We start from the raw sequence: 12450 nt of genomic DNA, 5'->3' as shown, positions 1-12450 counted from the left end.
TAGGCGCCGCTCCGGGGGAGCGCGGTGCGTGCCGCGCTCCCCCCGGAGCCGCGGGTCAGGCCTGGTACGGGATCCGGGTGCGGCCCTCGCGCAGCACGTTGGCCCACCAGGACAGCTGGTCGAGGAGCACCTTGGCCGCGCCGGCCGGGCCGGTCTCGTCCTTGGGCTTGCCGTTCTCGAAGTTCTCCCACGGGGTGTGGAAGCTGACGACGTCGCGGACGGTCACCGCGTGCAGCTCGGCGAAGATCGGTCGCAGCTGCTCGACGGCGCGCAGGCCGCCGGCCAGACCGCCGTAGGAGACGAAGCCGACCGGCTTGGCGCGCCACTGCGTGTAGTGCCAGTCGATGACGTGCTTCAGCGAGGCCGGGAAGCTGTGGTTGTACTCCGGCGTCACCACGACGAACGCGTCGGCCGCCTCCAGGCGGGGCGAGATCTTCGAGAGCTGCTCGAGGGCGTCACCGGACGGGTTGAACGAGTGCGCGAACGGCATCTCGTGCTCGATCAGGTCGATGACGTCGACCTCGAGGTCGGCGCGTCCCTTCGCCTGCTCCGTGAACCACTCGCCCACGACCGGTCCGAACCGGCCCTCGCGGACGCTGCTGATGATGACGGCCAGCCGCAGCGGATCGTTCGACATCTTCTTCACCTTTTCCTGTTCTCATTCGGGGAGTTGACGGGCGGCGGTGTGCGCCGCCCGCCGGGGCACGAGGGCCTGTCCTAGGCCGTGGAGTGCGACGGCCAGGCCGAGCAGGCCGACGGCCGTGATCAGGTACAGCACCGGCCGCTGCCCCGCGGGGTACAACGAGCCGCACAGGGCGGTCATGACGGCCGCCCCCAGCTGCACGAAGGTCTGGTAGAGCCCGCCGGCCGCCGCCTGGTCGGCGGGGGCCACGGAACCGGTGGCCTGCACGTGGAAGGCGGTGAAGGCCAGCACGAACGCCGCTCCGAGCAGCAGCATCGTGGGCAACACGCCTGTCACGTACGACAGTTCGGATCCGTCGGGCGAGTAGAGGAGGTAGCCGAGCGGCGCCGCGGCGGCGCCCGCCGCGATCAGCCGGGGCGGGCCGAAGCGGGCGACCAGCCGGCCGGAGTGCAGCGCGGTCAGGGCGAGCGGGGCGGCGGCCGGCAGGAACGCCAGTCCGGTGAGCCAGGGACCGTAGCCCGCGCGCTGCTGCAGGTCTAGGGTGGCGACCAGCAGCAGGCCCAGGTACGAGCCGTTGAGCGCGCCGGCGCCGAGCGCGGAGCGCAGCAGCGGCCCGTGGCGCAGCAGGTCGAGCCGCACCAGCGGTTCGCGGGCGGTGAGTTCGATCCGCACGAAGGCGGCCGCGAGCAGCGCCGCGAGCAGGAACGCCGCGACGGTGACCGGGGCGTCCCAGCCGTACCGCGCCCCCGAGGTGAGGGCGGCCGGCAGCAGCATCACCGCGCCGGTGAGGGTGGCCGCGCCCGCCGCGTCGTAGCGGCGCGGGGCCTTCTCGTCGGGCAGGTCGCGCGGGACCAGCCGGAGCGCGGCGGCGAACAGCGCCAAGGCGACGGGTGCCGGGAAGGCGAAGGTCCAGCGCCAGCCGAGTCCGGTGAGCGCCCCGGACAGCAGCAGCCCGGCGGAGAACCCGCCCGCGCCGAACAGCGAGTACACCGACAGCGCCCGCCGGCGGGCCGGTCCTTCGGGGAAGGTGGCGGCGATGATGGCGAGTCCGGTCGGCGCGGTCAGCGCCGCGCAGAAACCCTTGACGAAGCGGGTGGCCACCAGCAGCGCCATGCTGTCGGCCAGCGCGCCCACCAGTGAGGCGGCGGCGAACACCAGCAGCGCGGCCAGGTAGACCGGGCGCCGGCCGCGGATCGCGACCAGGCGGCCGCCGAACAGCAGCAGCCCGCCGAAGCCGACCGCGAATCCGGAGACCAGCCACTGGAGTTCGGCCGTCGCGAGTCCCAGGTCGGCGCCGACCGAGGGCAGCGCGACCAGCGCGACGGACACTTCCAGGGCGTCGATGAGCATGTTGCCGGCGAGCACGAACAGCAGGCCCCACAGGACGGGGGTCCAGCGTGCGTCGGCCCGGGCGGCCGGGCGCGTGGGTGTCGAGAGCGTCATGATCCCGTTCCGCAGGGGTGGTTGGGGTGCCACAGGGTGGGGTGCCACAGGGTGGGGTCCCGGGGCGTGGGCGTTCCGGGCGTGGGGTCCCGGGGCGTGGGCGTTCCGGGCGTGGGGTCCCGGAGCGTGGGTTTCGGGGCGGGCCGGCCGCGGGCGGGGGGTCCCGCGGCCGGCCCCGATGGGGTGGCCCGGCCTCAGCCGAGCAGGGTGCCGCCGGTGGCGTCGACGAACGAGCCGGTGATCCAGCGGGCCTCGTCGGTGGCGAGGAAGGCCACCACGTCGGCGACGTCCTCGGGCTCGCCGACCCGGTTGAAGGCGGACAGCTGCGCCATCGCCTGCACCGCCTCGGGGATGGCGAAGACCGGGTTGCTGTTGCGGGTGATGCCCGGTGCCACCGAGTTGATGGTGATGTTGCGCGGGCCGAGGTACTTCGCGAAGTGCAGCGCCAGCTGGTCGACGGCGCCCTTGGTCATCGCGTAGGCGATCTCGTCGGGGTTCGCGAACCGGGTGAGGCCGGAGGTGATGTTGATGATGCGTCCGCCGTCGGGCATGTTCTTCAGCGCCCGCTGGATGAGGAAGAACGGCGCCTTGGCGTTGACCGCGAACAGTTCGTCGAACTTCTCCGGGGTGGTCTCCTCGGGCTTGACCCCGCCCATCACGCCGGCGTTGTTGACCAGGATGTCCAGGTCGGTGCTGCCGGTGCGCTCGCGCAGTCCGGCCTCCAGGGCGAGGAACAGCTCGTGCACGTCGCCGGGGACGCCGAGTTCGGCGCGCACGGTGAAGGCGCGGCCGCCGTCCTTCTCGATGGTTTCGACGACCTCTTCGGCCGCCTCCTGCTTCGCGGTGTAGTGGACGGCGACGAGTGCGCCTTCCCGCGCCAGCCGGATCGCCGTCGCGCGGCCCATGCCGCGGCTGGAACCCGTGACGAGCGCCGTCTTGCCGGTGAGCCTTCCCATGTCTGTACTCCACTTCGTGGCCGGCGCGGTGGCCGGTGTCGTCGTCCTGGTGGTGGCCGCGGGCTTCCCGAACCAGCGGGTCAGCGCCTGCGGCAGGTCGGCGGCGTCGGCGGTGTCGGCCCAGACGACGTAGCCGTCCGGTCGCACCAGCAGGGCGCCGCCGCCCGGCGCGGGGGTGTCGGGCAGCGCGGTCGCGCGGACCGTGCGCACCAGCGGTGCCCACGGTGCGGCGGCGGCCGCCGCGGCCGTGCGGCGCGCTTCGTCGCCGGGCAGGAGCAGCAGCAGGCCCTGCCCGCCGCGCAGTGCCTGCGCGGTGGTCGACGTGCCGTCGTCGGTGGTCAGTTGCCAGTGCGGCAGGCGTCGTCCGAGCAGGGGGTGGGCGCCCGGCCCGACGTCGTAGCGGATGTCGAGGCCGGAGATCATTCCGGCCAGGTGGGTGCGGACGTTCTCGCTGCCGCCGATCAGTTCGGCGAACACTTCGCGGGTGGCGTCGGTCCCGCCGTCGCCGAGCAGCAGCAGGGCCTGCGCCCCGATGTTGCCCAGCACCTGCCGGCCGACGGCGTGCCGCTCGGTGTGGTAGCTGTCCAGCAGCCCGTCAGGGCTCCGGCCGGCGACCTGTGCGGCGAGTTTCCAGCCGAGGTTGGCGGCGTCCTGGAGGCCGAGGTTGAGGGCCTGTCCGCCGATCGGCATCTGCTGGTGGGCGGCGTCGCCGGCCAGCAGGAGCCGTCCGTCGCGGTAGCGGGTGGCCTGCCGGGAGGCGTCGCCGAAGGAGTTCACCCACAGCGGGGTGCCGCCGCCGATGTCCTCGCCGGTGACGCGCTTCCAGGCGTCGGCGACGTCCGTGAACTCCGGCTGCGTTCCGCGCGGCGCCGCACCGAACTCGTGCACCATCACCCGGGTCACTCCGTCGGGACGCCGGGCGGCGATGGCCAGTCCCCCCGCGAGCCGCTGGAAGCGGCGGTTGGGGATGTCGATGCCCGCCACGTCGGCGCGCAGCAGTTCGCGGCCGGCGTCGGCGCCGGGGAAGTCGAAGCCTCCCAGGCGGCGCACGGCGCTGGTCTCGCCGTCGCAGCCGACCAGGTACGCGGCCCGGAGGAACTCCGTCGTCCCGCCGGCCGTCCGTACCTCGGCCTCGACGTGATCGGCCGTCACGGTGAGGCCGGTCAGCTCGTGGCCGCGCCTGATGTCCGCGCCGAGGTCCGCCGCCCACTGGCCGAGGAGTTCCTCGATGCGGGTCTGCGGGACCTTCCACTGCCCCGGGTGGGGGCCGGGCAGGGTGAGGTCGAGCGGGATGCCGCCGAAGTGGCCCATCGGGTCGGACGGGATCTCGCCGAGCGGCGCGAGCAGGCCGCGGCCGTCGAGGAGTTCCATGGTGCGGGCGTGCAGGGTGGACGCCCGCGATTCGGTGGTCGGTGCGGTGAGCCGGTCGAGGACCACCACGTCCGCGCCTCCGAGCCGGAGCTCGCCGGCCAGGAACAGCCCGACCGGGCCCGCGCCGACCACGACCACCTGGGTCCCGGTGTGGTCCCCGGCCATGGTCAGGCCGCCTTGTTCTTCGCGAGGTTCTCGGCGTGCTCCTTGGCGTGGCCGAGGGTGGCGCGGCTGTTGGTGCTCAGCGCGGTGTGGACGTAGAACCGGGCGTCCTCGACCGTGGCCTGCCCGCCGAGGATCTTCTCGATGTTGGCGGTGTTCAGGGTGACGGTGTGCTGCGAGGAGGCGGCGACGCCGTCGGCGTTCTCGGTGAACGTCCAGTAGCCGGTGTGCAGCGTCATCAGCGCCGGCAGCGTGACCTGCTTGTAGGCGATCTTCTGGTGCGGGAAGGCCACCCGGTACGACTTGGTGGTGTGCACCGAGCCGTCCTTGGCGCGGGTGTCCATCTCCAGCTCCTGGAGGCCCGGATAGGGCTCCTCGAAGCGGACGGTGGCCACGTGCGGGAGGCGCTCGGACCACAGCTGGGCCTCGTTGACGAAGTCGAAGACGTCCTTGGCGGAGCCGTTGATCTGGACGGTGTCCTCGAAGGAGAACGTCAGGTACTCGGCGGCGTGCGCGGCCTCGACGTTGGTCTTCAGGGCGGCGAGTTCGGAGCGCGAGTTGCGGTCCACGGCCTCGTCGATCCACTTCAGCGACTCGGGGTCGTCGTCGACGGCCCGGTAGTCGTGCAGCAGCCGCACGCGGGACGAGTCGGCGGAGAGCGGTTCGATGATCCAGGTGCCGCCCATGGCGGCGACCGGCGGGGCGGAGACCTCCTGGCGGAAGGTGATCCGGAGGTTCTCCTGGTCCAGGGTTCGGTGCGAAGTCCAGTTCTTGGCCTCGCCGTTGGCGGTGGCCCAGATGCGGATGCGCTCCTCGTTCGCGGACTTCTCCACGTGGTCGACGAAGATCGTCGGCGGGAAGATCCGCGGCCAGTTCTGCACCTCGGCGATCAGCCGGTACACGGCGGCGGCCGGGGCCGAGATCGTGATCTCGTGCTCCACCTCGCGCAGGCCGGGCTGCGACATGCTGGTGACTCCTTGGGTCTGGGGGCGGGTTGGTGGGGGCCTGACGGGTCAGAAGTTGCCGAGGCCGCCGCAGACGTTGAGCGCCTGCGAGGTGATGGAGGCGGCCGTGTCGGAGGCCAGGTAGCCGACCAGGCCGGCCACCTCCTCGGGCGTCGAGTAGCGGCCCAGCGGGATCTTGGCCTGGAACTTCTCGAGGATGGCGTCCTCGGTGGCGTTGTAGGCGGCGGCGTAGCCCTGGCGGACGCGCTGGGCCATCGGCGTCTCGACGTAGCCGGGGCACACGGCGTTTACGGTGATGCCGGTCGGGGCGAGCTCGTTGCCGAGGGCCTTGGTGAAGCCGACCACGCCGTGCTTGGAGGCCGAGTACGGGGCGCCGAGGACGACGCCCTGCTTGCCCGCGGTGGAGGCGATGTTGATGATGCGGCCGCGGTCCTTGTGGCGCAGGCCGCCGGTGGTGAGCACCTCGCGGGTCAGCCGGAACACCGAGTTGAGGTTGGTGTCGATGACGTCGTTCCACAGCTCGTCGTCGATGTCGGCGGTGACCCCGCCGCCGGACCGGCCGGCGTTGTTGACCAGCACGTCCACGGTGCCGAAGCGGTCGACGGCGGCCTGGACGAAGGCCCGGGCATCGTCCGAGGAGCGCACGTCCAGGGTGGTGCCGTCGACCTCCAGGCCCTCGTCCTGGAGCTGCTTGACGGTCTCGGCGACGTTCTCGGCGTTGCGGGCGCCGATGAACACCTTGTGGTTCTGGGCGGCCAGCAGCCGGGCGACGGCGAGGCCGATCCCGCTGGTGGCGCCGGTGACGAGGGCGACCCGCTTGTCCTGCTGCGACATGGCTTTGCTGCTCCAAACGAAGAAGAGTGGGGTGAGCTGCGGGCCCGCCGGGGCGCGGGACCCCGGCGGGGGGCCGGTCAGGGCTCAGGGCTCAGGCGTCGACGAGTTCGGTGAAGTAGCCGTTGATCGCGGCGACCAGGGTGCGCGGGGTCTTGTTGTCGGCGAAGATCTCGTCGTCGAGGGATATGCCGTACTCGCGCTCGATCCGGCCACCGGTCTCGAGCAGCGCGAGGGACTCGTAGCCGAGCTCCTCGAAGTCGGTGTCGAGGATGTCGCCGTCGAGGTCGACGTCCTCGTCGGCACCGGCGCCTTCGAGCAGGATGCGCTTGAGGTCCTCGATGGTGAATTCCTGGGCGGACATGGGGGTCCCCTTCGGTAGGTGTGGTTTTTTTGCGGGGGTGGGGGTCAGTCGAGGGAGCGGACGACCAGGGCGGAGTTGAAGCCGCCGTAGCCGCGGGCGAGCACCAGCGCGTTGCGCACCAGGGCGGTGCGCGGCTGGCCGACGACGAGGTCGATGTCGTACTCGGGCGAGAGTTCGACGTTGGTGGTCGGCGGGATCAGGCCCTCGCGCATGGCGAGGACGGCCGCGACCACGTCGACGGGGGCGGCGCCGGAGTAGAGGCGGCCGATCATCGTCTTGGGCGCGGTGACCGGGACGCCGGAGGGTCCGAACACGGCGATCAGCGCGTCGGCCTCCTCGCGGTCCAGCCGCGGGGTACCGGCCGCGTCGGCGAAGACCACGTCGATCTCGCTCGCGGTGACACCGGCGTCGGCCAGCGCGGTCTCGATGGCGCGGCGCAGCCCGGGTTCGCGTCCGGTGCCCGGCTTCGGGTCGAACGTCGAGCCGTAGCCGGCGACTTCGCCGTAGATGTTCTGCGCGCCGCGTTCGCGGGCGGTGTCCTCGTTCTCCAGGATCAGCAGCGCCCCGCCCTCACCGGCGACGTAGCCGCTGGCGGCGGCGTCGAACGGCAGGTAGGCGCGGTCGGGCTCGTTGCTGGTGGTCATCCGGCCGCCGGCGATCTGCGCGACCCAGCCCCAGGGGCAGATCGAGGCGTCGAAGCCGCCGGAGAAGATCAGCTTGCTGCCCTTGCGGATCTGGCGGCGGGCCTGCGCGATGGCGTCGAGGCCGCCGGCGTGGTCACTGACGACGACGCCGCTGGGGCCCTTCATGCCGTTGCGGATGGAGATCTGGCCGCTGTTGACGGCGTAGAACCAGGCGAAGGACTGGTACGCGGAGACGTACTGGCTGCCCTGGCTCCACAGCTTTTGGAGTTCGTTCTGGCCGAACTCGAAGCCGCCGGAGGTGGAGGCGGTGACGACGCCCATGTCGAACTCGGGGATGTCGTCGGGCTTGACGTCCGCGTCGTCGAAGGCGCATTCGGCGGCGACCAGGGCGAGCCGGGTCATCCGGTCGGTCTGCGGGATCAGCCGGCTGGGCAGGTGCTCGGACGCCTCGAAGTTGCGGATCTCGCCCGCGAGTTGCGACGGGTACGAGGACGGGTCGAACCGGGTGATCCGGTCGATGGCGTTCTTGCCGATCCGGGTCGCGGCCCAGAACTCGTCCACGCCGAGCCCGTTGGGCGTGGCGACGCCGATACCGGTGATCACTGTCCTGGCGCTCATGCCACGCTCCTGTCGGGACGGGCCAGCACCATCGCGCTCTGGAACCCGCCGAATCCGCTGCCGACCGTGAGGACGGCGTCGGTGCGGTGCTCGCGCGCGGTGAGCGGCACGTAGTCGAGATCGCACTCCGGGTCGGGGGTGTGCAGGTTCGCGGTGGGCGGCACCACGTTGTTCTCCATCGCGAGGATCGACGCGGCGATCTCGATCGAGCCGATCGCGCCCAGCGAGTGCCCCACCATCGACTTGATGGAGGAGACCGGGGTGCGGTAGGCGTGCCGGCCGAGGCTCAGCTTGAACGCGGCCGTCTCGTGCCGGTCGTTCTGCTTGGTGCCGGAGCCGTGCGCGTTGATGTAGTCGATCTGCTCCGGGTTCATCCGGGCCTCGGCCAGCGCCACGTTGATCGCCTCGGACATCTCGCGGCCGTCGGGGCGCAGGCCGGTCATGTGGAAGGCGTTGCAGCGCGAGGCGTAGCCGGCGATCTCGGCGTAGATGTGCGCGCCGCGCCGCTTCGCGCTCTCGTACTCCTCCAGGACGAACGCCGCGCTGCCCTCGCCGAGGACGAAGCCGTTGCGGGTGCCGTCGAAGGGCCGGGAGGCGTGCGCGGGGTCGTCGTTGCGCGGGGTCGTCGCCTTGATGGCGTCGAAGCAGGCCATGGTGATCGGCGAGATCGGGGCGTCGGTCGCGCCGGTGATCATCACGTCGGCGGTGCCCTCGCGGATCAGCTCGACGGCGTGGCCGACCGAGTCGATGCCGGAGGTGCAGCCGGTGGAGACCACGGTGGCCGGGCCCTCGGCGCCGACCGCCCAGGCCACCTCGGCCGAGAACGAGCTCGGGACGAAGTAGTTGTAAAGGTGCGGCACGGCGTAGCGGTGGTCGACCTCGTTGAGCACGCCGTTGTTGCTGACCACCCGGTACTCGTCGTCGAGCCCGGTGGTGGCGCCGACCGCGGAGCCGATGGTGACGCCGGTGCGGTGCGGGTCGAAGCCGGCCAGGTCGAGGCCGGAGTCGGCGAGTGCCTCGCGGGCGGTGACCACGCCGAACTGGGCGGCGCGGTCCATCCGGCGGATCTCCTGCGGGGTCAGCCCGTGCAGCTCGGGGTCGAAGTCGGCCTCGGCCGCGACCCGGGAGCGGAAGGAGGACGGGTCGAAGAAGGTGATCCCCCGGGTCGCCGTGCGTCCTTCGCTCAGCAGACTCCAGAAGTTCTTGGCGCCGATTCCGCCCGGCGCCAGCACTCCCACCCCGGTGATGACTACGCGGCGGCTCACTGGCGGTGCCTTTCCCTGGTGTCGGTGGCGGTCGGCGTCACTGGGAGGCCGTCCAGTTGTAGAAGCGGGTGGCCATGGCGTCGGCGGGCGAGCGCCAGGTGGCCGGGTCGAAGGCGCCGATGAACGGCTTGAGGTCCTCGCTGATGCCGACGAACCGCGGGTCGGTCTTGGCCGCCTCGATCAGTTCGCCGCCGTTGTCGCCGTCGAAGTCCTGGAGGTGGAAGTACAGGCCGTTGTAGGCGAACAGCTGGCGGCGGCGGGTGCCCATCCGGTGCGGCATGTCGGTGCCGTCGAACTCGCCGAAGAGCTTGGCGACCTGGGCGCTGGACTCGACGTCCATGCGGGCCACGATCAGGGTGCTGTGCATGGTCTTCTCTCTTCCGTGGGTGTCGGCGCCTCAAGCGGCGCGGGTGGGGCCGAAGAGCCGGATGAAGTCCGCCACGCCCGCGTCGACCAGGGCGTCGCGTTCGAAGTCGGCGAGCGGCAGGGCGCCGTGGAACGAGCGCTGCACGACGCTGCCGGCGACCAGCTGGACGAACCGGCCGGCCGCGTGGTCGGCGTCGGCGATGTCCAGCAGTCCGGCGTCGGCGATCCGCTGGAGCCGGCGGGCCAGTTCGCGCTGGGCCTGCCGGGGGCCGGCGGTCTGCCACATCTCCAGGACGCCGGCGGGCAGCCGGGTGACCTCGGCGCCGATGTGCCGGACGATGGCGAAGTGCTCGGGGAAGGTCGTCATGGGCGTCAGCCAGGCGCGGCCGAGGGCGGCGAGGTCCGCCGGCAGGTCGTCCACCTGGACGAGGTGGTCCTCGGCGATGACGGTCAGCGCGGCGGCGACGGACGCGGCGCTGTCCAGCAGCACCGACAGCAACAGCTGTTCCTTGTCCCTGAAGTAGTGCTCCACCGCGGCCGGTTCGAGGCCGGCCTGCTCGGCGATCGCCTCGACGGTGGTGTGGGTCCAGCCCTCGCGGGCGAAGACCGTGCGGGCCGCGGTGACGACGTCCCGGCGTTCCTCCGCCGGACCGGCGTGGACCGCGATCGTTGCCTGCAGCGTGGCCATGGGCGTACTCCTCCTTGACGTGCGGTTCGGTGGGGGTGTCGGTCGCTCAGCCGGCGAGCGGCTTGCCGAACCAGCGCTCCAGCGCCATCGGCAGGTCGTGGTGGCTGCCGGGCGCGGCCCAGGCGATGTAGCCGTCGGGGCGGATCAGCACGGCGGTGGTGTCCCCCAGGCCACTGGCGGCGGTGCGGCGGCCGGGCTCGGCGGTGACGATGTCGACCCGGTCGGACCAGCCGGCCGCCCGGGCGCGCAGCCGCGGGTTGTCGGTGAGGTCGAGCAGCAAGCCGCGGGCGGAGTGCAGCAGTTCGGTGCTGGTGGTGACCCGCCTGGCGGTGGTGAGCTCCAGGTTCGGCATGCGCTTGCCGAGCAGCGGGTGGGTGCCCGTGCCCACGTCGTAGGTGATCTCCAGGCCGCTGACCATGGCGGTCAGGTGGGTGGCGACCTCGGGGTACTCGATGAGTTCGGACAGCACGTCGCGCAGCGGCTGCACCTCGGGTCCGCTCAGGAAGAGCAGGCCCTGGGCCTGGGTGTTCATCAGCAGCCGCTTGCCGACCCGGTGCCGCTCGGAGTGGTACGTGTCGAGCAGGCCTTCGGGGGCGGTGCCGTGGACGACGGCGGCGAGCTTCCAGCCCAGGTTCACCGAGTCCTGGATGCTGGTGTTCATGCCCTGGCCGCCGGCCGGCAGGTGGATGTGGGCGGCGTCGCCGGCCAGGATGATCCGGCCGCGCCGGTACTCGGTGACCTGGCGGGTGGCGTTGCCGAAGGCGCTGACCCAGACCGGCTCGGCGTGCGAGATGTCGTCGCCGGTCAGCCGCTTCCAGGCGTCCGCGACCTCCTGCCACGGCGGCGGGGTGTCGCGGCGCTGCGGCGGGTTGCCGCGCTCGCAGACGATGATCCGGGTGGTGCCGCCGGGCAGCGGGCCGACCATCACCATGCCGCCGGGCAGGGTCTCGCCGATCATGCGGGTCTTGAGTTCGACGCCCTTGATGTCGGCGAGGAACATCTCCATCGTCGCCGCGGTGCCGGGGAAGTCGAACCCGGCCGCCTTGCGGACCATCGAACGGCCGCCGTCGCAGCCGACCAGGTAGGCGGCGCGCAGCGTCTGCTCGCCCTTCGGGCCGCGCACCTTCACGCGGACGCCGTCGCCCTCGTCGGTCACCTCCAGCACCTCGTGGCTGCGCCGGATGTCGGCGCCGAGGCTGGTCGCCCACTCCTCCAGGTGCGTCTCGGTGGCGGACTGCGGAACCGACTTCGCGGCCTGCTGGGCGCCTTCCAGAACGGAGAAATCGATCGGCAGACCACCGAAATGACCGAGGTCGCTGGTCTCGACGTCGCCGAAGCGGCCGAGAATTCCGCGCTGGTCGAATATTTCCATGGTGCGGGCGGTGAACCCGAGCCCACGGGATTCTCCGGTGCGCTCCGCGAGACGCTCGAGAACGACGACATCGACGCCGGCGAGCCGCAGTTCGCCCGCCAGCATCATTCCGGCGGGGCCCGCGCCCACAACGATCACTGAAGCGTCCATGTACCTCTCCTCGGCCATTTCCGGGTTCCTTCGGTTCGACACACAACTGCGGCGACGTCAATGAGTCTGTTGGCCCGGAGAAAGGACTTCAAGGCACTTCTGTTCAGGCCTCCGCAGGGTTTCTTCACGGCTCTGTGCGCCCTGTGCAAATACGTCCGGCGAATGTCAGGGAATGGACAGATCACCGGGGACGCCACCAGTGCACCGTCCGGTCGGCCGGCTCCTCGCCGGAGCGGGCCGGATCGTTGTCGCGGACCTCGGTGCGGAACAGCTCGCGGTAGCGGGGGAACTCCGCGGCGACGTCGGCCGGGGCCATGGTCGAGCGGTCGGCCTCCACCATCAGCACCGGCACCCCGGGCTCGGGCCCGGAGCAGCTGCGCAAGCGACTGCGGCGGCTCAAGGACGAGGGCCTGGTCGAGAGCGTCGTGCTGCCGCAGGCCGGGAAGCTGCGAACGTGGTTCCTGACCGAGCACGCGGTGCGGATCGCCACGACCTTCCCCGAGTTGGAGGGCGTCACCTCGCCGCCGCTGCCCGAGGACAGGACGGCGGCGCGGCTGCGGGTCGGCCACGTCCTGGCCGTCGTGCGCACCCACGTCGCCTTCGTGGCCGTCG

General features: G+C 71.8%; 12 protein-coding genes. All 12 read right to left on the bottom strand.

Annotated elements, in window-relative coordinates; genetic code table 11:
* Window positions 1–55 precede the first annotated feature (55 nt).
* The 12 genes from ACFYST_RS00945 to ACFYST_RS00890 all read right to left on the bottom strand — a co-directional run bounded on the left by ACFYST_RS00945 (window position 56) and on the right by ACFYST_RS00890 (window position 12427).
* Window positions 56–637, bottom strand: a complete 582-nt coding sequence (locus ACFYST_RS00945; protein ID WP_387858959.1) for an NADPH-dependent FMN reductase — start codon at window positions 635–637, stop codon at window positions 56–58.
* A 21-nt stretch (window positions 638–658) separates the two neighbouring features.
* Window positions 659–2086, bottom strand: a complete 1428-nt coding sequence (locus tag ACFYST_RS00940) for an MFS transporter (RefSeq protein WP_387858957.1) — start codon at window positions 2084–2086, stop codon at window positions 659–661.
* Between the two features lie 194 nt (window positions 2087–2280).
* Window positions 2281–4578, bottom strand: coding sequence for an SDR family oxidoreductase (locus tag ACFYST_RS00935; protein ID WP_387636204.1), 2298 nt, complete (start codon window positions 4576–4578; stop codon window positions 2281–2283).
* 2 nt (window positions 4579–4580) lie between these two features.
* The gene (locus tag ACFYST_RS00930) at window positions 4581–5540 is read right to left on the bottom strand and encodes an aromatase/cyclase (protein WP_387858956.1); all 960 of its coding nucleotides are present in this window, start codon (window positions 5538–5540) and stop codon (window positions 4581–4583) included.
* A gap of 48 nt (window positions 5541–5588) precedes the next feature.
* The gene (gene fabG, locus ACFYST_RS00925; protein ID WP_387636208.1) at window positions 5589–6374 is read right to left on the bottom strand and encodes a 3-oxoacyl-ACP reductase FabG; all 786 of its coding nucleotides are present in this window, start codon (window positions 6372–6374) and stop codon (window positions 5589–5591) included.
* Between the two features lie 91 nt (window positions 6375–6465).
* Window positions 6466–6735, bottom strand: a complete 270-nt coding sequence (locus tag ACFYST_RS00920; RefSeq protein WP_387636211.1) for an acyl carrier protein — start codon at window positions 6733–6735, stop codon at window positions 6466–6468.
* A gap of 44 nt (window positions 6736–6779) precedes the next feature.
* Window positions 6780–7997, bottom strand: coding sequence for a ketosynthase chain-length factor (locus ACFYST_RS00915; RefSeq protein ID WP_387636213.1), 1218 nt, complete (start codon window positions 7995–7997; stop codon window positions 6780–6782).
* On the bottom strand, window positions 7994–9262 hold the full coding sequence (locus ACFYST_RS00910; RefSeq protein ID WP_387858954.1) for a beta-ketoacyl-[acyl-carrier-protein] synthase family protein: 1269 nt from the start codon (window positions 9260–9262) through the stop codon (window positions 7994–7996). Before ACFYST_RS00910 ends, ACFYST_RS00915 begins: the two co-directional genes overlap by 4 nt.
* A gap of 37 nt (window positions 9263–9299) precedes the next feature.
* Complete coding sequence (locus tag ACFYST_RS00905; RefSeq protein WP_387636218.1) at window positions 9300–9629, bottom strand: TcmI family type II polyketide cyclase; 330 nt, start codon at window positions 9627–9629, stop codon at window positions 9300–9302.
* Window positions 9630–9659: 30 nt separating this feature from the next.
* On the bottom strand, window positions 9660–10316 hold the full coding sequence (locus ACFYST_RS00900; RefSeq protein WP_387858952.1) for a TetR/AcrR family transcriptional regulator: 657 nt from the start codon (window positions 10314–10316) through the stop codon (window positions 9660–9662).
* A 46-nt stretch (window positions 10317–10362) separates the two neighbouring features.
* Window positions 10363–11838 (bottom strand): FAD-dependent monooxygenase, encoded by a 1476-nt coding sequence (locus ACFYST_RS00895; protein WP_387636223.1) that lies wholly within the window; start codon window positions 11836–11838, stop codon window positions 10363–10365.
* A gap of 181 nt (window positions 11839–12019) precedes the next feature.
* Complete coding sequence (locus ACFYST_RS00890; RefSeq protein ID WP_387858950.1) at window positions 12020–12427, bottom strand: hypothetical protein; 408 nt, start codon at window positions 12425–12427, stop codon at window positions 12020–12022.
* Window positions 12428–12450: the final 23 nt, after the last annotated feature.

The sequence above is a fragment of the Kitasatospora sp. NPDC004614 genome (assembly GCF_042873675.1).
Lineage (GTDB): Bacteria > Actinomycetota > Actinomycetes > Streptomycetales > Streptomycetaceae > Kitasatospora.
This window is presented reverse-complemented; position numbering and strand designations above follow the sequence as displayed.

Coding starts and splice junctions, on each gene's coding strand:
- ACFYST_RS00945 (WP_387858959.1), bottom strand. CDS start 637: ATGTCGAACGATCCGCTGCGGCTGGCCGTCATCATCAGCAGCGTCCGC.
- ACFYST_RS00940 (WP_387858957.1), bottom strand. CDS start 2,086: ATGACGCTCTCGACACCCACGCGCCCGGCCGCCCGGGCCGACGCACGC.
- ACFYST_RS00935 (WP_387636204.1), bottom strand. CDS start 4,578: ATGGCCGGGGACCACACCGGGACCCAGGTGGTCGTGGTCGGCGCGGGC.
- ACFYST_RS00930 (WP_387858956.1), bottom strand. CDS start 5,540: ATGTCGCAGCCCGGCCTGCGCGAGGTGGAGCACGAGATCACGATCTCG.
- fabG (WP_387636208.1), bottom strand. CDS start 6,374: ATGTCGCAGCAGGACAAGCGGGTCGCCCTCGTCACCGGCGCCACCAGC.
- ACFYST_RS00920 (WP_387636211.1), bottom strand. CDS start 6,735: ATGTCCGCCCAGGAATTCACCATCGAGGACCTCAAGCGCATCCTGCTC.
- ACFYST_RS00915 (WP_387636213.1), bottom strand. CDS start 7,997: ATGAGCGCCAGGACAGTGATCACCGGTATCGGCGTCGCCACGCCCAAC.
- ACFYST_RS00905 (WP_387636218.1), bottom strand. CDS start 9,629: ATGCACAGCACCCTGATCGTGGCCCGCATGGACGTCGAGTCCAGCGCC.
- ACFYST_RS00900 (WP_387858952.1), bottom strand. CDS start 10,316: ATGGCCACGCTGCAGGCAACGATCGCGGTCCACGCCGGTCCGGCGGAG.
- ACFYST_RS00895 (WP_387636223.1), bottom strand. CDS start 11,838: ATGGACGCTTCAGTGATCGTTGTGGGCGCGGGCCCCGCCGGAATGATG.